This window comes from Pseudomonas sp. V88_4, assembly GCF_029967985.1.
Classification (GTDB): Bacteria; Pseudomonadota; Gammaproteobacteria; order Pseudomonadales; family Pseudomonadaceae; genus Aquipseudomonas; species Aquipseudomonas glycinae.
The window spans coordinates 18620-40762 of sequence record NZ_JASCAF010000046.1; the positions used below are offsets into that span (position 1 = coordinate 18620).

The following is a 22143-nucleotide window of genomic DNA, read 5'->3' on the forward strand; positions in this document are numbered from 1 at the left end:
TTCTATGCCCTGGGCTTATCAATAACCCTTTGGCTTGTGAGGCCGATCCTATGGGGTTAGATTAAATAACTCAAATTCATATTTTTTATGCTTTGGATAACCAACTGGAATACGAACATGGACCTGGCCAACCTCAATGCTTTTATCGCGATTGCCGAGACCGGAAGCTTCTCCGGCGCCGGCGAACGGCTGCACCTGACGCAACCGGCGATCAGCAAACGCATCGCCGGCCTGGAGCAGCAACTGAATGTGCGGCTGTTCGACCGGCTGGGTCGTGAAGTGGGTCTGACTGAGGCCGGTCGGGCCCTGCTGCCACGGGCTTACCAGATTCTCAACGTACTCGATGACACCCGTCGCGCTCTGACCAACCTGACCGGTGAAGTCACCGGTCGCCTGACCCTGGCCACCAGTCACCACATCGGCCTGCACCGCTTGCCACCGCTGTTGAGGGAATACACCCGCCGCTACCCACAGGTGGCGCTGGATATTCAGTTCCTCGATTCGGAAGTGGCCTACGAGGAAATTCTCCATGGCCGCGCGGAACTGGCAGTCATTACCCTCGCGCCGGAGCCGCATACTCTGGTCAAAGCCACGCCGGTCTGGGATGACCCGCTGGATTTCGTGGTCGCCCCGGAACATTCATTGATCAGCAATGGCGCCGTCACATTGGCGGACATTGCCGGCCATCCGGCGGTTTTCCCCGGCGGCAACACCTTTACCCACCACATTGTCCAACGTCTGTTCGAGGCTCAGGGCCTGACGCCGAACATCGCCATGAGCACCAACTACCTGGAAACCATCAAGATGATGGTGTCGATCGGCCTGGCCTGGAGCGTTTTGCCGCGCACGATGCTCGATGAACAGGTGGCGCGCATACCTTTACCGGGCATACAGCTCAGTCGCCAGCTAGGCTATATCCTGCACACTGAAAGGACGCTGTCGAATGCTGCACGGGCGTTTATGGCCCTGCTGGACGCTCAAATCGATCTGCCAGGGACTCTCGGCTAACTTGTGCTACTCCTATAGAGCTGCCGCCCCTGTGCCAAACGCCCAAATCAGCTCAAGGCCCCTTAACAATGCCGAAATCTGTTGACCGTATTCCGCCGATGCCGCGTATTCAGGCCATTGATCCACGGCGATCCGAGCAGAGCTGGGAGAGTGCGCCGCAATTGCTCGCGGCGCTCAACGGTGCCCGCCTCGGCGCCTGGTACTGGGACATCGAGCGCGGGCAGATCAGTTGGTCGCGCGGCACTCAGGCCTTGTTCGGCTTCGACCCGCGGCAACCGCTGCCCGAAGACCTGGAATACCTCGACCTGCTGCCGCCGGAAGACCGGGCGAAAACCATCCGCGCCTTCCATGCCGTGATTGCCGGCGCGCCGCTGGAACAGGCCATGCACCACCGCATCCGCTGGCCCGATGGCAGCCTGCACTGGCTGGAGATCAACGGCAGCCTGCTGCCGGACAAACACGGTCGGCCCCGAATGATCGGGGTGATCCGCGAAATCACCCACCAGCGGCAACGGGAACAGGCGCTCAGCAGTTCGGAGAAACGTTTTGCGACACTGTTTCATCTGTGCCCGAACATGGTGCTGCTGACCCGCCAGGAAGACGGCCTGATCAGCGAGGCCAACCAGTATTTTGAAAGCCTGTTCGGCTGGCCGGTACAGAGCGCCATTGGGCGCACCACCCTGGAACTGGGCCTGTGGGTGCATCCCGAGCAACGGGCGGAGCTGGTCAAGAAGACCAAGGCCAAGGGCGAACTGGTCAGCATGGAGGTGCAGTTCCGCGCCAGCAATGGCCAGATCCACGACGGCATCCTCAGCGCGCAAAAGGTCGAACTCGAAGGCCAGCCCTACCTGCTCAGCACTTTTCTCGACACTACCGAACGAAAAGCCGCCGAACATGCCCTGAAAGACAGCCAGGAACGCCTTGATCTGGCACTGGATTCGGCGCAGCTCGGCACCTGGGACTGGCACATTCCCAGCGGCATGCTCTACGGTTCGGCCCGCGCTGCGCAATTGCACGGCCTGGAGCCGAAACCGTTCCACGAATCCTTCGAAGAGTTTTTCGAGGGCGTGCCCGGTGAAGAGCGCGACAGCATGCGCGACGCCTATCGCAGCCTGCGCGAAGGCCCGGCGGGCAATTATCAGCTGACTTACCGCGTGCAATTGCCGGACGGCAGCTCGCGCTATCTGGAAAGCCGCGCCCGCCTCTATCGCGACGACAACGGCGTACCGCTGCGGATGGCCGGCACCCTGCTGGACATCACCGATCAGGTCGAGCGCGAGCAACGGCTGGTGGCTTCGGAAGAGAAATTCGCCACGCTGTTCCAGGTCAGCCCCGATCCAATCTGCGTGACCCGACAGGAGACCGGGGAATTCATCGAGATCAACTCCAGTTTCTCCCAGACCTTCGGCTGGAGCGCCAGCGATGTGATCGGCCATACCGCCGAAGAAATCGGCCTGTGGGACGCCTCGGCGAAAAGCCTGCAACGCATCGAACGGGTGATCCGCGAACAGGGCCTGAGCAATGTTGCGATCATCGTCCAGCACAAGGACGGTCAGTCGCTGACCTGCGTGATTTCCAGCCGCCAGATCAGCGTCGGCAACCAGCCGTGCATCGTTACCACGCTGCGCGACATCACCCAGCAACAGCGCTCGGAAGCGGCGCTCAAGGCCAGCGAAGAAAAATTCGCCAAGGCGTTTCACTCCAGCCCCGACGCCATCACCATCACCGAGCGCGACACCGGACGTTATCTGGAGGTCAACGACGGTTTCTGCCGCCTCACCGGCTACCGCGCCGACGAAGTGGTGGGCAAAACCGTGTACCAGGTCGGCATCTGGGCCGAGGAAAAACAGCGCTCGGCACTGCTGGCCGAGCTGCAGATCAAGGGCCGCGTGCACCATCAGGAAATGCTCGGGCGCAACAAGCGCGGCGAGATCCTGACGGTGGAAGTCTCGGTCGAGCCGATCACCCTCAACGAAACCGCCTGCCTGCTGCTCACCGCCCGGGACGTCAGCCTGCTGAAGAACGCCGAAGCGCAGATCCGCCATCTGGCCTATCACGACCCGCTGACCAACCTGCCCAACCGCGCGCTGCTGATGGATCGCCTGAGCCAGCAGATCGCCCTGCTCAAGCGCCACAACCTGCGCGGTGCGCTGCTGTTTCTCGATCTGGATCACTTCAAGCACATCAACGACTCGCTGGGGCACCCGGTTGGCGACACGGTGCTGAAAATCATCACCGCACGACTTGAGGCCAGCGTGCGCATGGAAGACACGGTTGCGCGGCTCGGTGGCGATGAGTTTGTGGTGTTGCTCAGCGGTCTGGAGGGTACGCGCAATGAAGTCAGCGCCCAGGTGCGGGAGCTGGCTGACACCATTCGTGAATTGCTGTCGGAACCGATGTTCCTCGACGGCCAGCGCCTGCAAGTGACGCCGAGCATCGGCGTGGCGCTGATTCCCGATCACGGCTCGACCCCGACCGACCTGCTCAAACGCGCCGACATTGCGCTGTACCGGGCCAAGGATTCCGGGCGCAACACCACGCAGATGTACCACAACACCATGCAGAAAGCGGCCAGCGAACGGCTGCGCATGGAGACCGACCTGCGCCTGGCGCTGTCCCGGGGCGAATTCAACGTGCACTACCAACCGCAAATCGACGCCCGGGACAACCGCATCATCGGCGCCGAAGCCCTGGTGCGCTGGAACCACCCGGAACTCGGCGCGCAATCGCCCACCGAATTCATCAAGGTGCTGGAGGACAGCGGGCTGATTCTGGAGGTCGGCACCTGGATCCTCGACGAGGCGTGCGAAGCCTTCAAGCAGTTGATCGCCGAAAAGCTGATCGATCCTCTGGCCTTCAGCCTGTGCGTCAACATCAGCCCCCGGCAGTTCCGCCAGAACGACTTCGTCGAGCGCATCGAACACAGCATGAGCAGCCACGGACTGCCCTGCTCGTTGCTGAAACTGGAGATCACCGAAGGCATCGTCATTCAGAACCTGGAAGACACCATCAGCAAAATGCGCCGCCTGAAAAAACTCGGCGTGAGTTTTGCCATGGACGATTTCGGCACCGGCTATTCATCACTGACCTACCTCAAGCGCCTGCCCGTGGACACGCTGAAGATCGATCAGTCGTTCATCCGCGACGCCACCACCGACCCCAACGACGCCGAAATCATCCGCGCCATCGTCGCCATGGCCCGCAGCCTGGAGCTGGAGGTGATCGCCGAAGGCGTGGAAACCCCGGAACAGTTGGCCTTCCTGCTGGGGTTGGGCTGCCATTTGTATCAGGGTTATCTGCACAGCCGGCCGTTGCCGCTGGAGGGATTGAAGGGATTGCTGGAATGACCCGACACCTGCGATTGCTTGTCGCAAGTATTGACCCAGGCCGATAATTGCCAGGGTTGGCGGCAACCTGTAGGGTCGCGTTTTTTCGCGCTGTTTCGAGATCGATCATGCAGGATGCAACCCTCCCCCGCCCGGCCCTGCTGGGCATTGACCTTGGCACCACCAACAGTTTGATCGCCGTCTGGCAGGACGGTAAGGCCCGATTGATTCCCAACGCCCTCGGCGAGGTACTGACCCCGTCGGTGGTAAGCCTCGATGAAGACGAGACCATTCTGGTCGGCAAAGCCGCACGCGCACGCCTCACGACCCACCCGGAACGTACGGCCGCCGCGTTCAAGCGATTCATGGGCAGCGACCGGCAGATTGAACTCGGCACCAAAACCTTCAGCCCGGAAGAATTGTCGGCACTGGTGCTGGGCTCACTCAAGCAGGACGCCGAAGCCTTTCTCGGTCATCCGGTTTCTGAAGCGGTGATTTCCGTGCCGGCGTATTTCAGTGACGAGCAACGCAAACGCACGCTGTTCGCCGCCGAACTGGCGGGCCTGAAGGTTTCCCGACTGATCAACGAGCCGACCGCCGCTGCAATGGCGTACGGGCTGCACGAGCAAAAATTCGAACGCACGCTGATCTTCGATCTGGGCGGCGGGACGTTCGATGTCACGGTGCTGGAATATGCGTTGCCGCTGATTGAAGTGCATGCGTCCACCGGGGACAACTTTTTGGGTGGAGAAGACTTTACCGCTGCACTGCTGAATGCCTGTCTGAAAAGCTGGCGACTGACCCCGTCGATGATTGATCCGCAAGGTATGGCCAGCCTGGGCGATGCCCTGGAACAACTCAAATGCAAACTCGGCGAAGGACCTCAATCGCTGAGCTGGCGCCATGCCGACGAACTGTACGAATGGTCGCTGGATGAAGCCGCTGCCGTGAAGATCTGGGAACCGTTGCTGGCACGATTGCGCGCACCGATCGAACAGGCCCTGCGCGATGCGCGCCTGAAACCACGGGATCTCGACAGTCTGGTGCTGGTCGGTGGGGCAACGCGGATGCCTGCGGTACAACAGTTGGTCGCCACACTGTTCGGACGCCTGCCCTACCGGCATCTTGATCCCGACACCCTCGTTGCACTGGGTGCGGCCACGCAAGCGGCCTGCAAGGCGCGCGATGGTGCGATCGAAGAACTGATTCTGACCGACGTCTGCCCGTATACGCTGGGCATCGCAACCATGCGTGGCCAAGGCATCGACGGCGCCTTTTCACCGATCATCGAACGCAACACCATCATCCCGACGTCACGGGTCGAGCGCTACCACACAACCCATCCCCGGCAGGAGCTGCTGCGCATTGCCGTTTATCAGGGTGAGCGGCCGTGGGTACGTGACAACATCCTCATTGACGCTTTCGATGTCACCTTGACGCCCACCGATAACATTCAGGAGCTGGACGTACGCTTCAGTTACGACATCAACGGTTTGCTTGAGGTTGACGTCACGCTGCTCGAGACCGGCGAACGCCACAGCCACAGCATCGACCGCAGTCCCACCGGGCTGAATGAACAAGCACGCAGAGACAGCCATAACCGTCTGTCGACGCTGAAGGTCCATCCACGCGACGCATTGCCCAACCGCACACTGCTGGCCCGTCTGGAACGGGCATGGATGCAAAGTCTGGGCACGCAGCGCGAACACATTGCCGAGTGGCTGCACAACTTCACCACGGTACTCGGCGGACAGCAGCCGGCCGAGATCGCCAGCCACCGCTCAGAGCTCAACAAGGCGCTGGATCAAATGCGCCTCTAACCGTTAAGTCGCCGCAGAGCAGCCTGCAGACCACCGGACAGCATCTCGCCACCGCCGCTGTCCGGTGGCACCCCGTACCGGTTGGGCAACTTGTCACCGGGAAAGCCGAACAGCAGCAGCGGCAGAAACGGCAAGACCGGCGACAAGGCCATGAATATCAGCAATGTGGGCAGGCCTCGTCCCATATCATGCAAACGGCGCAGAGTGGCACCGAATAACAGCAGAACACCCAGCAACAGGATCAGAATGCCAAAGAATGTGGTACCGCTGATCAATCCTGCCACCGGCGTAATCACCACACACCCCAGGACCTGGGCGATAAAAGCCTTGCGCCCCAGCCGCGACCCCAGGCGCCAGATCGCCCCTGCCGGCACCGGCTGAATATCACTTTTGGCCAACATCAAACGCTCCGACCAGGACAGCAAGGCACACAGCGCCAGGCGCAAGCCGATACTGTTCTTCACGTCATCCTTGCCCTGCTGCAATTGGCGCAGCACTCGCGTTTTCGGCACTCCGGCAGCGCCATAGCGCACCATGGCCTTGAGCGAATCGAGGGCTTCGTATGCCAACAGTTTGTCGACCCCAAAATCCGTCAACACCTTGCGCGGCGGCCACACCGGCTCGCCCTTGATCAAGCCGTCACGAAACCCTTCGAACCAGTCATCCTCGCAACTGACTGCCGCGATGGACTGCAGCAAGGCACGATGCTGCTCGGCGCTCAGGCTCGGGTCGTGATAGAGCACGCCCCAGAACATCAACAGCCCCAACAGATCGTCGCCACACGCAGCGCGGTCGCTCTCGATGCAGGTGTAAAGCAGGGTATTGGCAGGCAATCGGGCGCTGTCGAGTGCCTGCTGCACGCTGAACAATTGCTGCACCAACAAGCCGTGCACCGGATCATTGCCTTGCAGCCAGCCCAGTAAACCGTCGCAATTGCCTTGCTCGCGTTGCAACCGCCGCAACAGTGGCTGCAGTCGACTCAAAGGATGAGCCGGACTGAACGGCAGACGCTCCAGGCACTGCCCATCGATCATTGACAGCCAGCGCTCCGGCTGATCCAGCAACGCCAGCAAAAACACGGTTTGAGCGTGCCACTCCAAGGCGGCCTCGCCCAGCCCGACCGGCGGCAACCCTATCCCGCGACGGCTCAACTGAAGAAGCAGATCGAGCTCGGACAAGTCACAGTCGTCTTTGACGGCGCCCAATTTGAATGCTTCGGCGATGCGCTCCAGGGCGGTGTCACTGTAGGGCCGCAAGCGACGCAACCACAGGCGACAGACCTTGTGCAGCTCGCCTGTTGTCAGTGCCTGCGGCAATTGCTGCGATATTGAATCCGCTTCGCTGAATACGCTCATAGCCTGCGCAATCGGCGCATTCTCCAACCAGCGCAGATGTTGTCCGGCCTGAACTTTGAACCCGCTCAACACCAGGCATTCAAGCGCATCGACCGGGAGCGGCTGATCCAGAATCCGCTGCAGCAAGACCGCATCACCGCGATGCAGCGCCCAGGCATGCCGGTACAGTTGCAGCAGCCTGCTGTCGGCATTCTCACCCAGCAGTTGGGCAAGCAACGGCAGCTCATCGCCTGTCATGCGCCAATCGACAAAACTTTGCGCCAGGCTATCGAGCTTCAACCGCCCGACACCCAACCAACGGTTCAGCGTCTCGGGGCGTTGTGACGGACTGCCGTATACCTGCGCGTCATCCCCGAGATCCGCAGGCCACTCGGAGAAATCGCCCAGACAATCGAACGCCTGAATCAGCAGAGGCAGAAAAGTCGGTTGCCGCTTGGCGCACAATTCCAGCAGACGACTTTCGGCCATCGGATGGCGGAACTCGTTCCACAGTCGGATCCAGCACGGCAATGCCTGATCGTCCCGCCCCAGCAGACTGCTCTGACACGCCAACAGGTAAAGCCAGTCCACGTCATCCGGTGCTTCCAGCTGTTTTTCGACACAGCACTGCAAAAATATCGGTGCACCCATGCCCGCTTGGGTGAACTGCACCAGTAAACGTTTCATGAACACAGCATCATCCGGCAACGGCAGACACGTGTGCTGGCTGGCGAAGTCGGCGAATTCATGGAGGGGACGCTGGGTGAAAATAAAGTCGAGGCTGCGGGCGTACCAGAGTGTTTCGGTTTGCGCAGCCACTGACCAAGCGCTCATCAGATCGGTATCGAACGGGTCAGGCGTTTCGATTCGCTGCAAAAAAGCTTCCACCCGATGCGCGTCGTTGAACTCCAGATCCAGTAACTGCTGATGCCACGCCATACGCTTGGCCAACAGATTCGCGCAGCGGTAAGACAGCGGGCCGGCGTCGGCCATCCGGTGGTAGAGCCCCCAACTGATTTCATCGAGCTGCTCCAGCGACAGCTCGTCCAGCATCCGGACAAATGCCTGCCACGCCCCGAAGTTGAAACGTCGCGCGGGATCGTCAAGTAATTCGCAGAAATCCACGAACGCCTGCGGGACCTCGACAACCTCCTGCCCTGACTCTTCAGTTTCTTCCTCGGGCGCTTCTTCCTCGCCTTCCCGCGCCAGACGCAACGCGTTTTCGTAGGCCATGCGCAGCGCCTGAAAACCTTCCGGATCGGTTTCCGGATGATGCGACGGCAAACGTGCGCGGTAGGCATCACGAATCCGGGTTTCGTCGGAGGTGGGCTCGATGCCCAGGCGAATCCAGCAACTCATGACCAGTCGAACTCCTTGAGCGATGCCGGACGGGGTAACGAATCAATTTCCATGTGCCAGGGCAGGTCGGCCAGAAAGTGCGGGATGTTCTGGGCGAGGCCGCGGGTGATCCGCAGGTTATGAGCACTGTCCCCCTGCCGCTCCAACTCCCAGGCTAACTCGTCGTCGCTTGTGTTCAGGCAGCACCAAAAGCTGCGACCCACAACAAAGCCATTGAAGTAGGACATCCAGTTACCGTAGTGAAACTGCGCCCTGACGGCCAAACGACTGTGCAGCCAGTTGCTTTCGGCCAGATCAATCCACTGATTGCGCACTGCGCAACGCAAGAGAAAACCCATCCGCCCGTAATCCCAGGACAAGATCCCTCCGGGACCACAACCGCCAAAAGTGCGACTGGCAAACTCATGCAGAACACGCTCGCGAGGGCTCAGCTCTTCGAGCAGGCGTTGCCATTCATTCGGCAGACAACGTTGCCACGCCGAATAGGCGCCACTCAGGTGCTTGGCATGCCCGTCGTCCGTCATCCATTGAAGCATGTCGAACAATTGTCGCCGGTCATCGATTCCCCAGCTGCCTTTCAGATCGATATAGCGGTCGTCGCAGAAGGCAGGGTCGTCATACCCGGCGCCGGTGTTGAGCGCTGCCATTGGCGCAGAAAGGGCGCACAGCCAGCGCTGTTGAATATCGTCCATGAAAAAAGGCTCCAGGCCGACCGAAAGGATGGGGTCGGCTAAACTGCGGCGGATTGTAGAGAAACCGTCGCTGGCGGCAAAGTCGAACAGCCATTTTCCTGCGCCCACAAAAAAGGCCCCGACGTGTCGGGGCCTTCATTCAGCGGCTTATCGCCCGTTCAGACGATTTGTTTCTGCAAGTGACTCACTGTTGCAGAGCCGGCTGCGCCCCGTTGATCGGGATGCGTTTGGCTTTCGCCTCTTCCGGAATCACGCGCAACAGGTCGATGCTCAACAGACCGTTGCTCAAGCCGGCGGCCTTGATCTCGATGTGATCGGCCAGGCGGAAGGACAGCTTGAATGCACGCTGGGCAATGCCCTGGTGCAGGAACGTGACGCCTTCATTGGCATCACGCTTGCCGCCACTGATGGTCAGCACGCCTTTTTCGACTTGCAGTTCCAGGTCTTCTTCCTGGAAACCGGCCGCCGCCACGACGATGCGGTATTGATCGTCACCGTGTTTTTCCACGTTGTAAGGCGGATAGGTGCTGCCTGGCTCGTTGCGCAGAGCGGTTTCGAACAGGTCGTTGAAACGGTCGAAACCTACCGAGGAACGGAACAGTGGTGCGAGAGAAAATGCAGTACTCATGATTCAAATCTCCTGAAAACAATCAGCAAGTTTTTTTGTCTCCGCGACCCGAATTCGGCATCGCGTAACCCTTAGATAGGGACCTGCGTTTTGTTTTCAAGAGATCGTTTGAAGATTTTTTTCAGGCGGCTTCGGCGACCGGCAAACCCAGCAAACGCGAGACCTGATCCGGCTCGGTCTCCCGGCGCAGCACGGTAAAAAGCTCGACGGCTTCGGGATAATTGCGGGTCAGCATGGCCAGCCATTGCTTCAAACGGCCCGGCGATTGGCGCGCGGTCATTTGCGCTTTGGCTTGCAGCCAGAAGTCCTGAATCAGTGGCATCAGCTCGGCCCAGGTCATCTCGACGACTTCCTCGCCGGCACGGGCGGCGGCGATCTGACGGGCCAGGTCCGGGCGCGACACCAGACCGCGACCGAGCATGATGTCTTCGACGCCGCTGATTTCCCGGCAGCGTCGCCAGTCTTCGACGCTCCAGATGTCGCCGTTGGCAAATACCGGCACCTTGACCACATCTTGTACGCGCGGGATCCACTCCCAATGGGCCGGTGGCTTATAGCCGTCGACTTTGGTCCGGGCGTGCACCACGATGTGTTCGGCGCCGCCTTCGGCCAGTGCCGTGGCGCACATCAGCGAGCCGTCCGGGCTGTCGAAACCCAGGCGCATCTTGGCGGTAACCGGAATGTGCGCAGGTACGGCGCGACGCACGTGTTCGACGATCCGGTTGAGCAGCTCCGGCTCCTTGAGCAGTACCGCACCGCCACGGGACTTGTTGACGGTCTTGGCCGGGCAACCGAAGTTCAGGTCGATCACTTCGGAGCCCAGCTCGCAGGCCAGCGCCGCGTTTTCCGCCAGGCACACCGGATCGGAACCCAGCAACTGCACGCGCAGTGGCACGCCGGACGCCGTGCGCGCACCGTTGAGCAGTTCAGGGCCGAACTTGTGGAAATAGGCCGGAGTCAGCAACTGGTCGTTGACCCGGATGAATTCGGTCACGCACCAATCAATACCGCCGACACGGGTCAGGACATCGCGCAGGATGTCGTCGACCAACCCTTCCATCGGCGCCAGAGCAATTTGCATGGGAAACACACACTCAAGGAAAAACGTGCGGCAGTTTACTGGGTTTCGCGGGTTAAACCCATGTCCGCCGTCTGTATGGCCGGGCCATAGCCTTCGATGAACTCGGCAGGCATGCGCTTGGGCCGGCCGGTGGACAGCTCAATGCAGACGAAGGTGGTCTGGGCGCGCAGCAGCGTGGCGTTGTCGCTGGGGCGGATCAGTTGGAAGTGACGAGTCATTTTCAGGCGCTGGTCCCAATCAACGATCCAGGTCGCCAATTGCAGTTCGTCACCTTCATAGGCGGCGGCCAGGTAATCGATTTCGTGTCGTACAACGGCCATTGCCCGATCCAGCCGCCGGTACTCGACCAAATCCAGGCCCAGGCGCTGTGAGTGGCGCCAGGCGCAGCGCTCGAGCCAGGTCACATAGACCGCGTTGTTGGCGTGACCCAGCCCGTCGATGTCCTCGGCGCCCACTTGCAGATCAATGATAAACGGCGTTGCCCGATCCCAGCCCATGCCCTACTCCCGGTCAAATGATTCAACCGGGGCAGTGTAACGGATGACTAAGCCGATTGCCGCGCCTGAAGGCTGCGCCCGGCCAGCAGTGATAACACGCCATCAATCACCCGAGGGTCGGCCAGTACGCGTTGATGGCCGCCGGCCTCCAGACGCAGCAAGCGACTGTCGAACCAGGATTCGTGGATCAATTGGGATTCCTTGACCGAAACGAAGGTGTCGTCCTCGGCATGCACTATCAGGCCTGGCATATCCAGTTGATAGTGGGCGACATCAAGGGTGGCGGCGCGCATGCCGACGTCCTGTTCAACCTCGCGAATGAACGCGGAACGAGCTCTGGGCGGCATGCCGACGTAGCGGGCAAATCCGCGCAACACCCCGAGAATCCGCGCTGGAGCGGCGATGCTCACCAGGGTTTCGGTGCGCAAGCCCAATTGCACCGCGAGCATGGCACTGGCACCGCCCATGGAGTGGCCGATGACCGCTTGCAACGGCGGCAATTCGGCCGCGGCCTCGAGCATCGCACGAGCGAACAGCACCACATTGGCTTCGCGCCCCGGCGAGCGTCCGTGGGCCGGACCATCCAGCGCCACAACGGTGTAGCCCGCGTCGACCAGCGCCGTGATCAACGCGGCAAACTGGGTGGGCCGCCCTTCCCAGCCGTGCATCAGCAAGACAGTCGGGCCTTGCCCCCAACGCAGGGCCGAAAGACCGAAACGCAAGGTGATGCGTTCGGATCTCGCCAGAAGCGGCAATTCCCAATCCCGCGGTGTATTCGCGCGCGGCGTCATGAACGCCAGTCGCATTTTGCTCGCCACCAGTTTCGGTGCGAACCAGCCCAAGGTGCCATTAACGCCGCGAACCCACTTCAACGTGCTCATCGCTCTCTCCTCGGGCTTGCAGCCTTCAGGTCAACGCACCGCCGACTTGGCAGCGCGCAGCAATCGATCGGATAAATCCCCTGGGCCCAACGCCCTTGCGAGCGCCAGACCACCCACCATCAAGGCCACGTCGGCCAACGCTTTGTCGGTGTCTTCCGGCGTTGCGGCCAACTGCGCAATCATCAATTCCAGGTGTTCGTTCAACGCGATCCGGAACGCCTCTGGCAGACGGCCCAACTCGCCGATGGAGGCTGGAATCGGGCACGCCGAATCGCTGGAATCACGATGCTTGCGCGACAGGTAGAACGCAGCCACCAGCGCGCGACGCTCTTCACCTGTCAGCTCGCTGTCCATTTCGGCAATCAGGTCGCGACGGCGACCGAGCAATTGCTTGAACGCCTCAAGCATCATTGCGTCCTTGCTTTCGAAGTGGGCGTAGAAGCCACCGACGGTCAGGCCGGCCGCCCCCATCACTTCGCCCACGCTCGGTTCAGCCGGGCCGCGCTGGATCAGTGCAGCACTGGCGGCCTTGAGAATGCGTTCGCGGGTTTGAGCTTTCTTGTCGTTCATCGTCGCCTCCGAATATTACGATAGCAATATTATTCTCATAATAATATTCCGCAAGTCACAAGCGTGACCGCTGGTCTGAAGCACAGTGTTAAGGAAAAAGAGGATTTGGCCAAACGCCAGACAAACAAAAGGGCCATTCAATAATTGAATGACCCTTATAAAATCCCGCAGAGCGGGTAATCGTGGCGTCCCCTAGGGGACTCGAACCCCTGTTACCGCCGTGAAAGGGCGGTGTCCTAGGCCACTAGACGAAGGGGACACAAACCTTCTATACAACTGATCAGCGCTGAGTACTGATCGATTCAAGGCCGGTGTGGCCAGACCTTGAACTGTAAATTGGTGGAGCTAAGCGGGATCGAACCGCTGACCTCCTGCATGCCATGCAGGCGCTCTCCCAGCTGAGCTATAGCCCCGGATTTTTCGCCTCTCGGCGGAGCGACATCTTGCAACATCGCTTCTGTAAAACTGGCGTCCCCTAGGGGACTCGAACCCCTGTTACCGCCGTGAAAGGGCGGTGTCCTAGGCCACTAGACGAAGGGGACGCAAACCCTTCTATACAACTGACCAACGCTGAGTGTTGATCGCTTCGAAGCCGGTGTGGCCAGGCTTCGAAGTGTAAATTGGTGGAGCTAGACGGGATCGAACCGTCGACCTCTTGCATGCCATGCAAGCGCTCTCCCAGCTGAGCTATAGCCCCTCATCGTTGATGTCATCGCTGAGGACGGGGCGAATCTTAAGGGCGTATCGAAAGGCTGTCAAACTTATTTTTGAAAAATTTCAAAATTTTTTGTCGGCATTACAATCACTTACCGCCCTCCCCCCGTAAATTCGGGGAAAAACACCGAAGGACAGGATCAAAAGATCCTGACCTTCGGGCGTCCTGCAGAGTCAAACGCAATCAGGCGATGGCGCCCAACAGCTTTTCCCACTCTTTGTTTTCTTTCTTAGATACGCCGCCCAGCAGGTCAATCGCCTGGCGCAGACGGAAACGGGTCAGGTCCGGCCCGAGGATTTCCATCGCATCGAGTACCGACACCGAACTCGCCTGCCCGGTAATCGCGGCAAACATCAGCGGCATCGCATCACGCAGCTTCAGCTCAAGGGATTCAACCACCGCCTGAATCGTTGCGGTGATGCTGTCCTTCTCCCACTGACGCAGGCTTTCCAGCTTCCACAGGATCAATTGCATCAACTGACGAACCTGATCGCCCGAGAGCTTTTTCGATTCGAACAGCTTGGCATCCGGGTTCACGCCACCGGCGAAGAAGAACCCGGCCAGCGGTGCAACCTGGCTGAAGGTTTCGACGCGGCCCTGAACGTGCGGTGCGATCTTCATCATGTATTCGGAGTTGAACGCCCACTTCTGTACGCGCGCGGCGAACTCTTCCACCGGAAGATCACGCAACCACTGGCCGTTGAGCCACGACAGTTTCTCGATATCGAAGATCGGACCGCCCAGCGACACGCGCTTGAGGTCGAAGTTGTCGACCATTTCCTGCAGCGAGAACTTCTCGCGCTCGTCCGGCATCGACCAGCCCATGCGGCCCAGGTAGTTGAGCATGGCCTCAGGCATGAAACCCATGCGCTCGTAGAACGTGACCGAAGTCGGGTTCTTGCGCTTGGACAGCTTGCTCTTGTCCGGATTACGCAGCAGCGGCATGTAGCACAGCTCCGGTTGTTCCCAGCCGAAGTATTCGTAAAGCAGGATCAGTTTCGGCGCCGACGGCAGCCATTCTTCGCCACGCAAAACGTGAGTGATGCCCATCAGGTGATCGTCGACCACGTTGGCCAGGAAGTACGTCGGCAGGCCGTCGGTCTTCATCAGCACTTGCATGTCCATGCGATCCCACGGGATCTCGACATCGCCACGCAGCATGTCCGGCACCACGCAGACGCCTTCGCTCGGCACCTTCATGCGGATCACGTGGGGTTCGCCGGCGGCCAGGCGCCGGGCGACTTCTTCCTTGGACAGCAACAGTGCACGGCCGTCGTAACGCGGGGTTTCGCCGCGCGCCATTTGCTCGGCGCGCATCTGATCCAGCTCTTCAGCGGTGCAGAAGCACGGGAAGGCATGGCCCATGTCGACCAGTTGCTGGCAATACTTCTGATAGATATCGCCGCGCTCGCTTTGACGGTAAGGGCCGTGCGGGCCGCCGACGTCCGGGCCTTCGCTCCAGTCGATGCCCAGCCAGCGCAGGGCGTCGAAGATCTGCTGTTCGGACTCGCGGGTCGAACGCAACTGATCGGTGTCTTCGATCCGCAGGATGAACTCACCGCCGTGCTGCTTGGCAAAGCAGTAGTTGAACAGTGCGATGTAAGCGGTACCTACGTGGGGATCCCCGGTAGGCGATGGCGCGATGCGAGTGCGGACGGTGGTCATGGCATGTCTCGAAAAGAATGAAAAGCAAAGAACAATCAAGCGGCGAATGGTAACAGGCGACACCCGCCCCGCTCCAGCGGGCAGGGCATTTAAGCCAAGGTTGCGTCTGGAACGCCCGTTGGCCGTGGTGAATGGCCGAATATCAACAGACGGCATTTACCGTTCATCGGCTGTATGCCAGATTCGCCTGCTGATAACTTTCCTTACAATTCCTCGACTACAGTTTGCCCATGCCTGCCCAACTCAAGCGTCGCCTGTTCATTTTCCTGCTGCTGGTCCTGCTGATTGCCGGGGGCTTTTTCGCCCATTGGTTTTTCAAGGGACGCTTTTATGAAAGCACCGACAACGCCTATGTCCAGGGTGAAATCACCCGCGTGTCGAGTCAGTTGAGCGCACGCATCGACGAAGTGCTGGTCCAGGACAACCAGCATGTGGAAAAGGGCCAGCTGCTGATACGTCTCGAACCGAATGATTTCCGTCTGGCCGTCGATCGCGCCAATGCCGCCCTCGCCACCCGTGAGGCCGAGCGCCTGCAAGCCCAGAGCAAATTGACTCAGCAATCGAGCCTGATCGCCGCCAGCGATGCGCAAGTGGCAACCACACAAGCCACCCTCGGGCGCTCGCAGATGGACTTGTCGCGGGCAGAAACCCTGCGCAAACCCGGCTACGTCTCCGAGGAGCGGGTCACCACCCTCTCCGCCGACGCCCATATCGCCCGCTCGCAAGTGGCCAAGGCCCAAGCCGATGCCCAGAGCCAGCGCCAGCAAGTCAACGCGCTGACCGCCGAGATCAAACGCCTCGATGCACAGATCGCCAACGCCCGCGCCGACCTCGCGCAGGCCGAACTGAACCTGACCCGCAGTGAAATCCATGCGCCGATCAGCGGTCTGATCGGCCAGCGTGCCGCGCGTAATGGTCAAGTGGTGCAGGCCGGTGCGTACCTGCTGTCGATCGTTCCGGACGAAGACATCTGGGTGCAGGCCAACTTCAAGGAAACCCAGATCGGCCACATGCAGACAGGCCAGAAGGCCGAGCTGATTTTCGATGCCTATGGTGATACGCCGATAGAAGCCCGGGTCGACAGTCTGTTCGCCGCCTCTGGCGCGCAGTTCAGCCTGTTGCCGCCGGACAACGCCACCGGCAACTTCACCAAGGTGGTACAGCGGATTCCGGTCAAACTGACCTTCAAGGCCAATAACCCGCTGCACGGCAAGATCCGTCCGGGCATGTCGGTCACCGCCACCGTGAATATCAAAGACGCCCCGGACAATGGCCGGTGATCAACTGATCCGCCCGGTCGGCGAACCGACCCGGCGGGACTGGATCGCGGTGATGAGCGTGATGCTCGGCGCCTTCATGGCGGTGCTCGACATCCAGATCACCAACTCCTCGCTCAAGGATATTCAGGGCGCCCTGTCGGCGACCCTGGAAGAAGGCTCGTGGATTTCGACGTCTTATCTGGTGGCGGAAATCATCATGATTCCGCTGACCGCCTGGCTGGTGCAGTTGCTGTCGGCCCGGCGGCTGGCGGTGTGGGTTTCGCTGGGGTTTCTGATTTCTTCGCTGCTCTGCTCGATGGCCTGGAGTCTGGAGAGCATGATCGTGTTTCGCGCGATGCAGGGCTTCACCGGCGGCGCGCTGATCCCGCTGGCGTTCACCCTGACCCTGATCAAACTCCCCGAACACCATCGCGCCAAAGGCATGGCGATGTTTGCCATGACCGCCACCTTCGCCCCATCCATCGGCCCGACCCTCGGCGGCTGGCTCACGGAAAACTGGGGCTGGGAGTACATCTTCTATATCAACATCCCGCCGGGGCTGATCATGATCGCCGGGCTGATGTACGGGCTGGAGAAGAAAGAAGCACATTGGGAACTGCTCAAAAGCACCGATTACACCGGCATTCTCACCCTGGGTGTCGGCCTCGGTTGCTTGCAGGTCTTTCTTGAAGAAGGCCATCGCAAGGACTGGCTGGAATCGAGCCTGATCGTGACGCTGGGCAGCATCGCCCTGCTGAGCCTGATCACCTTCGTGATCGTGCAGATTTCCAAGCCCAACCCGCTGATCAACCTCGGCATCCTGCGCAATCGCAACTTCGGGCTGTCGAGTATTTCCAGCCTCGGCATGGGCGTCGGGCTGTACGGCTCGATCTATCTGCTGCCGCTGTACCTGGCGCAAATCCAGAACTACAACGCCCTGCAGATCGGCGAAGTGATCATGTGGATGGGCGTGCCGCAGCTGTTTCTGATTCCGCTGGTGCCGAAACTGATGAAATTCGTCTCGCCGAAATGGCTGTGCACGATCGGTTTTGGCCTGTTCGGGCTGGCGAGCTTTTCATCCGGGGTGCTCAACCCGGATTTCGCCGGGCCGCAGTTCAACCAGATCCAGATTATCCGCGCCCTCGGCCAGCCGCTGATCATGGTGACCATTTCGCTGATCGCCACGGCGTACATCCTGCCGCAGGACGCAGGCTCGGCGTCGAGCCTGTTCAACATTTTGCGCAACCTCGGCGGCGCCATCGGCATCGCCCTGCTCGCTACTTTGCTGGATGCGCGCACCAAGACCTACTTCGATTACCTGCGCGAAGCGGTGGTGCCGACCAATCCGCAGGTGGCCGAGCGCCTGGCGTCGATGGCCGATCGGTTCGGCAGTGACACGGCGGCGTTGGGCAAGTTGAGCGAGATCGTGCATCAGCAGGCGCTGATCATGGCCTACAACGATGCGTTTCATTTTGTCGGGATAGCGCTGGGGATCAGCATGTTGGCGATTTTGCTGACCAAGAAATTGCCCGCCGGACTGAAGGCCGGCGAAGCCCACTGATTTTAGCGGTGCCTGCACCGGCCCTATCGCTGGCAAGCCAGCTCCCACAGGTTACTTTGGTGTTCACACGTTTTGTGTACGCCATCAATCCCTGTGGGAGCTGCGGTGCGACGACTCGACTTGCCAGCGATACGGCCAGATCAGTCGATAGAGATCAGACAGCCAACAACCGCTCACGCAGCTTGGCGATTTCGTCGCGCATCTGCGCGGCCGCTTCGAACTCCAGGTCGCGGGCCAACTGGTACATTTTCTCTTCCAGTTGGCGGATGCGCTTGGTGATCTCGCTCGGCGAGCGCAGTTCGGCTTCGTACTTGGCGTTTTCTTCAGCGGCCTTGGCCATGCCCTTGCGCTTCTTGCTGCGCGAACCGGGCACGGTGGCGCCTTCCATGATGTCGGCGACGTCCTTGAACACGCCCTTCGGCGTGATGCCGTTGGCCAGGTTGAAGGCGATCTGTTTGTCACGACGGCGTTCGGTTTCGCCGATGGCGCGCTCCATCGAACCGGTGATGCGATCCGCGTAGAGAATCGCCCGGCCATTGAGGTTACGCGCCGCTCGGCCGATGGTCTGGATCAGCGAACGCTCGGAGCGCAGGAAGCCTTCCTTGTCCGCGTCGAGAATCGCCACCAGCGACACTTCCGGCATGTCCAGACCTTCACGCAGCAGGTTGATCCCCACCAGCACATCAAAGGTGCCGAGGCGCAGGTCGCGGATGATTTCGACCCGCTCGACGGTGTCGATGTCCGAGTGCAGATAACGCACGCGCACGCCGTGATCGGCCAGGTAATCGGTCAGGTCTTCGGCCATGCGCTTGGTCAGCGTGGTGACCAGCACCCGCTCCTCCAGCGCCACACGCTTGGTGATTTCCGACAATAGATCGTCGACCTGAGTCAGCGCCGGGCGTACTTCAACCTGCGGGTCGACCAGACCGGTCGGGCGCACCACTTGTTCGATCACCCGACCTGCGTGTTCGGCTTCATAGTTGCCGGGCGTGGCCGAGACGAAAATCGTCTGCGGGCTCACCCCTTCCCACTCGTCGAAGCGCATCGGCCGGTTATCCAGCGCCGACGGCAGGCGGAAGCCGTACTCCACAAGAGTTTCCTTACGCGAGCGGTCGCCCTTATACATCGCGCCGACTTGCGGCACGCTGACGTGGGATTCGTCGATCACCAGCAACGCATCGGCCGGCAGGTAATCGTAGAGCGTCGGCGGCGCCGCACCGGCCGGACGACCCGACAGGTAGCGCGAGTAGTTTTCGATGCCGTTGCAGTAGCCGAGTTCGAGGATCATCTCCAGGTCGAACCGGGTGCGCTGCTCAAGACGCTGGGCTTCCACCAGTTTGTTGTTGTTGCGCAGGTATTCCAGGCGCTCCTGCAACTCGACCTTGATCCCCTCGATGGCGTCGAGCAGGGTTTCCCGGGGCGTCACGTAGTGGCTTTTGGGGTAGAACGTGAAGCGCGGCAGCTTGCGGATGACTTCGCCGGTCAGCGGGTCGAACGCAGAAATGCTCTCCACCTCGTCATCGAACAGCTCGATGCGAATCGCTTCAAGGTCGGATTCCGCCGGGTAGATGTCGATCACATCGCCGCGCACCCGGAAGGTCGCACGGGCGAAATCCATGTCATTGCGGGTGTATTGCAGGTCGGCCAGGCGCCGCACCAGCGCGCGTTGATCGAGTTTGTCGCCGCGATCGACGTGCAAGACCATTTTCAAATAGGTTTCCGGGCTGCCCAGACCGTAGATGCACGACACCGTGGTGACGATGATCGCGTCCTTGCGCTCAAGCAATGCCTTGGTCGCCGACAGCCGCATCTGCTCGATATGGTCGTTGATCGACGCATCCTTCTCGATGAAGGTGTCGGACGACGGCACGTAGGCTTCGGGCTGGTAGTAGTCGTAGTAGGAAACGAAGTATTCGACGGCGTTGTTCGGGAAGAACGACTTGAACTCGCCGTACAACTGCGCGGCCAGGGTCTTGTTCGGCGCCAGCACCAGCGTGGGACGCTGCACCTGGGCGATCACGTTGGCGATGCTGAAGGTCTTGCCCGACCCGGTAACCCCGAGCAATGTCTGGTGCGACAACCCGGCTTCGATGCCTTCGACCATCTGGCGAATGGCTTCGGGTTGATCGCCGGCGGGGTCGAAACGGGTGACGAGCTGGAATTCAGACATAAACACCTCTGGAATCGCGACGCTGCGGGCAAACCGCAGCACCACGAGAATGACCGCAAACGACCGATGTCGCGCAAGGAAAAACGAAGATTGTGCTGAATGTGGAGCCGATTGCCTCGCCTTTCAAGGCAAACGTCCTACATCCGGTAAAGTCTCTGACAGGTTCATTCGACTAACGGTCGAGAAATAATCGGAAAAACTTACCTTAAAAGCCGAATCGCCTGTCGCCATTGATCGATGATGGCCTCTATACTAGCTCCCCGTTTGTGCACCGCTCTAGTGCATTCGGCTGGAGCGCGACACGTCCCTCCACTCTCCATTCAGAGCCGCCGTAAAAATGAGCCTGTTCTCCGCTGTCGAAATGGCACCCCGCGATCCAATCCTGGGCCTCAACGAAGCATTCAACGCCGATACCCGGACCAATAAGGTCAACCTCGGGGTGGGTGTGTACTGCAACGAAGAGGGGCGAATTCCACTCCTGCGCGCCGTCATCGAAGCCGAAACCCTTCGCGCCGCTCAGCACGCCTCGCGCGGCTACCTGCCGATCGACGGCATCGCGGCCTACGACCAGGCCGTGCAAAAGCTCCTGTTCGGCAATGATTCGCCACTGCTGGCAGCCGGCCGCGTTGTCACCACCCAGGCCGTCGGCGGTACCGGCGCACTGAAAATCGGTGCCGATTTCCTCAAACAACTGCTGCCCAATGCCGTCGTGGCGATCAGCGACCCGAGCTGGGAAAACCACCGCGCGCTGTTCGAAACCGCCGGTTTCCCGGTGCAGAACTACCGCTACTACGACGCAGCCACCCACGACGTGAACCGTGCCGGCCTGCTGGAAGACCTCAACGCCCTGCCGAACGGCTCGATCGTCGTGCTGCACGCCTGCTGCCACAACCCGACCGGCGTCGACCTGAGCCCGGCGGACTGGAACAACGTGCTGGAAGCGGTCAAGGCCAAAGGTCACGTGCCGTTCCTCGACATGGCTTACCAGGGTTTCGGTGACGGCATCGCCGAAGACGCCGCTGCCGTGCGTCTGTTCGCTGAATCCGGTCTGACCTTCTTCGTATCGAGCTCGTTCTCCAAGTCGTTCTCGTTGTACGGCGAGCGCGTCGGTGCACTGTCGATCATCAGCGAATCGAAAGAAGAAAGCGCCCGCGTCCTGTCGCAAGTCAAACGCGTGATCCGCACCAACTACTCCAACCCGCCGACCCACGGCGCAAGCATCGTTGCCGCGGTGCTGAACAGCCCGGAACTGCGCGCTCAGTGGGAAGCCGAACTGGCTGAAATGCGCCTGCGCATTCGCGGCATGCGCGAGCAGATGGTTGCTCTGCTGGCGAAGAAAGCCCCGCAGCGTGACTTCAGCTTCGTCGGTCGCCAGCGCGGCATGTTCTCCTACTCCGGCCTGACCACCGAACAGGTTCACCGCCTGCGCAACGAGTTCGGCATCTACGCCCTGGACACCGGCCGCATCTGCGTCGCCGCGCTGAACCAGAGCAACATCGAAGCCGTGACGGACGCCATCGTTCAGGTCATCTGATCCGGCGTGGCACTGAAAACGGGAGGCCTTCGGGCTTCCCGTT

General features: G+C 60.5%; 15 protein-coding genes and 4 tRNA genes. 6 read left to right on the plus strand and 13 right to left on the minus strand.

What is annotated here, in order from left to right:
- Nucleotides 1-117 precede the first annotated feature (117 nt).
- The 3 genes from QLG12_RS24950 to QLG12_RS24960 all read left to right on the plus strand — a co-directional run bounded on the left by QLG12_RS24950 (nucleotide 118) and on the right by QLG12_RS24960 (nucleotide 6154).
- Nucleotides 118-1008: a LysR family transcriptional regulator gene (locus QLG12_RS24950; protein ID WP_007956444.1), complete on the plus strand. Its 891-nt coding sequence runs from the start codon at nucleotides 118-120 to the stop codon at nucleotides 1006-1008.
- A 68-nt stretch (nucleotides 1009-1076) separates the two neighbouring features.
- A complete protein-coding gene (locus tag QLG12_RS24955) occupies nucleotides 1077-4355 on the plus strand; it encodes a bifunctional diguanylate cyclase/phosphodiesterase (RefSeq protein ID WP_282475388.1) in 3279 nt (1092 codons plus the stop codon).
- 107 nt (nucleotides 4356-4462) lie between these two features.
- The gene (locus QLG12_RS24960) at nucleotides 4463-6154 is read left to right on the plus strand and encodes a molecular chaperone HscC (protein ID WP_282475389.1); all 1692 of its coding nucleotides are present in this window, start codon (nucleotides 4463-4465) and stop codon (nucleotides 6152-6154) included.
- On the opposite strand, the gene QLG12_RS24965 is transcribed toward QLG12_RS24960, so the two are convergent.
- From QLG12_RS24965 to gltX, 12 genes are all read right to left on the minus strand, one after another.
- Nucleotides 6151-8847, minus strand: coding sequence for a J domain-containing protein (locus QLG12_RS24965; protein ID WP_282475390.1), 2697 nt, complete (start codon nucleotides 8845-8847; stop codon nucleotides 6151-6153). The genes QLG12_RS24960 and QLG12_RS24965 overlap by 4 nt on opposite strands.
- The gene (locus QLG12_RS24970) at nucleotides 8844-9539 is read right to left on the minus strand and encodes a DUF1266 domain-containing protein (RefSeq protein WP_085747838.1); all 696 of its coding nucleotides are present in this window, start codon (nucleotides 9537-9539) and stop codon (nucleotides 8844-8846) included. The genes QLG12_RS24965 and QLG12_RS24970 overlap by 4 nt, the downstream gene beginning before the upstream one ends.
- Nucleotides 9540-9723: 184 nt before the next feature.
- The gene (locus tag QLG12_RS24975; RefSeq protein ID WP_197869443.1) at nucleotides 9724-10167 is read right to left on the minus strand and encodes an Hsp20 family protein; all 444 of its coding nucleotides are present in this window, start codon (nucleotides 10165-10167) and stop codon (nucleotides 9724-9726) included.
- Nucleotides 10168-10288: 121 nt separating this feature from the next.
- A complete protein-coding gene (locus QLG12_RS24980; protein ID WP_197869444.1) occupies nucleotides 10289-11248 on the minus strand; it encodes a tRNA-dihydrouridine synthase in 960 nt (319 codons plus the stop codon).
- 35 nt (nucleotides 11249-11283) lie between these two features.
- Nucleotides 11284-11745, minus strand: a complete 462-nt coding sequence (locus QLG12_RS24985; RefSeq protein WP_197869445.1) for a thioesterase family protein — start codon at nucleotides 11743-11745, stop codon at nucleotides 11284-11286.
- A gap of 47 nt (nucleotides 11746-11792) precedes the next feature.
- A complete protein-coding gene (locus tag QLG12_RS24990) occupies nucleotides 11793-12626 on the minus strand; it encodes an alpha/beta fold hydrolase (protein ID WP_064378828.1) in 834 nt (277 codons plus the stop codon).
- Between the two features lie 30 nt (nucleotides 12627-12656).
- Complete coding sequence (locus QLG12_RS24995) at nucleotides 12657-13196, minus strand: TetR/AcrR family transcriptional regulator (RefSeq protein WP_064378827.1); 540 nt, start codon at nucleotides 13194-13196, stop codon at nucleotides 12657-12659.
- A gap of 183 nt (nucleotides 13197-13379) precedes the next feature.
- A tRNA-Glu gene (locus QLG12_RS25000) sits at nucleotides 13380-13455 on the minus strand.
- A 78-nt stretch (nucleotides 13456-13533) separates the two neighbouring features.
- Nucleotides 13534-13609: transfer RNA gene (locus QLG12_RS25005), tRNA-Ala, on the minus strand.
- Between the two features lie 53 nt (nucleotides 13610-13662).
- Nucleotides 13663-13738, minus strand: a tRNA-Glu gene (locus QLG12_RS25010).
- A gap of 79 nt (nucleotides 13739-13817) precedes the next feature.
- Nucleotides 13818-13893 (minus strand) — tRNA-Ala (locus QLG12_RS25015).
- Between the two features lie 201 nt (nucleotides 13894-14094).
- Entirely contained in the window at nucleotides 14095-15576 is a 1482-nt protein-coding gene (gene gltX, locus QLG12_RS25020) for a glutamate--tRNA ligase (RefSeq protein WP_007956429.1), read from the minus strand.
- Nucleotides 15577-15806: 230 nt separating this feature from the next.
- On the opposite strand from gltX, the gene QLG12_RS25025 reads away from it, so the two are divergent.
- The gene (locus QLG12_RS25025) at nucleotides 15807-16856 is read left to right on the plus strand and encodes an HlyD family secretion protein (RefSeq protein ID WP_282475391.1); all 1050 of its coding nucleotides are present in this window, start codon (nucleotides 15807-15809) and stop codon (nucleotides 16854-16856) included.
- A 49-nt stretch (nucleotides 16857-16905) separates the two neighbouring features.
- Nucleotides 16906-18396, plus strand: a complete 1491-nt coding sequence (locus QLG12_RS25030; protein ID WP_197869545.1) for an MDR family MFS transporter — start codon at nucleotides 16906-16908, stop codon at nucleotides 18394-18396.
- 154 nt (nucleotides 18397-18550) lie between these two features.
- Here QLG12_RS25030 and uvrB read toward each other — a convergent pair whose 3' ends face one another.
- Nucleotides 18551-20566 (minus strand): excinuclease ABC subunit UvrB, encoded by a 2016-nt coding sequence (gene uvrB / locus QLG12_RS25035; RefSeq protein ID WP_282475392.1) that lies wholly within the window; start codon nucleotides 20564-20566, stop codon nucleotides 18551-18553.
- 337 nt (nucleotides 20567-20903) lie between these two features.
- Between uvrB and QLG12_RS25040 the strand changes: the two genes are divergently transcribed.
- The gene (locus QLG12_RS25040) at nucleotides 20904-22100 is read left to right on the plus strand and encodes an amino acid aminotransferase (protein ID WP_039770139.1); all 1197 of its coding nucleotides are present in this window, start codon (nucleotides 20904-20906) and stop codon (nucleotides 22098-22100) included.
- The last annotated feature ends 43 nt before the right edge of the window (nucleotides 22101-22143 follow it).

Excerpts from the sequence above, each read along its gene's own strand:
- QLG12_RS24950 (WP_007956444.1), top strand. The coding sequence starts at position 118 with ATGGACCTGGCCAACCTCAATGCTTTTATCGCGATTGCCGAGACCGGA.
- QLG12_RS24960 (WP_282475389.1), top strand. The coding sequence starts at position 4,463 with ATGCAGGATGCAACCCTCCCCCGCCCGGCCCTGCTGGGCATTGACCTT.
- QLG12_RS24970 (WP_085747838.1), bottom strand. The coding sequence starts at position 9,539 with ATGGACGATATTCAACAGCGCTGGCTGTGCGCCCTTTCTGCGCCAATG.
- QLG12_RS24955 (WP_282475388.1), top strand. The coding sequence starts at position 1,077 with ATGCCGAAATCTGTTGACCGTATTCCGCCGATGCCGCGTATTCAGGCC.
- QLG12_RS25025 (WP_282475391.1), top strand. The coding sequence starts at position 15,807 with ATGCCTGCCCAACTCAAGCGTCGCCTGTTCATTTTCCTGCTGCTGGTC.
- QLG12_RS24980 (WP_197869444.1), bottom strand. The coding sequence starts at position 11,248 with ATGCAAATTGCTCTGGCGCCGATGGAAGGGTTGGTCGACGACATCCTG.
- QLG12_RS24965 (WP_282475390.1), bottom strand. The coding sequence starts at position 8,847 with ATGAGTTGCTGGATTCGCCTGGGCATCGAGCCCACCTCCGACGAAACC.
- QLG12_RS24985 (WP_197869445.1), bottom strand. The coding sequence starts at position 11,745 with ATGGGCTGGGATCGGGCAACGCCGTTTATCATTGATCTGCAAGTGGGC.
- QLG12_RS24990 (WP_064378828.1), bottom strand. The coding sequence starts at position 12,626 with ATGAGCACGTTGAAGTGGGTTCGCGGCGTTAATGGCACCTTGGGCTGG.
- QLG12_RS24995 (WP_064378827.1), bottom strand. The coding sequence starts at position 13,196 with ATGAACGACAAGAAAGCTCAAACCCGCGAACGCATTCTCAAGGCCGCC.
- uvrB (WP_282475392.1), bottom strand. The coding sequence starts at position 20,566 with ATGTCTGAATTCCAGCTCGTCACCCGTTTCGACCCCGCCGGCGATCAA.
- QLG12_RS24975 (WP_197869443.1), bottom strand. The coding sequence starts at position 10,167 with ATGAGTACTGCATTTTCTCTCGCACCACTGTTCCGTTCCTCGGTAGGT.
- gltX (WP_007956429.1), bottom strand. The coding sequence starts at position 15,576 with ATGACCACCGTCCGCACTCGCATCGCGCCATCGCCTACCGGGGATCCC.
- QLG12_RS25040 (WP_039770139.1), top strand. The coding sequence starts at position 20,904 with ATGAGCCTGTTCTCCGCTGTCGAAATGGCACCCCGCGATCCAATCCTG.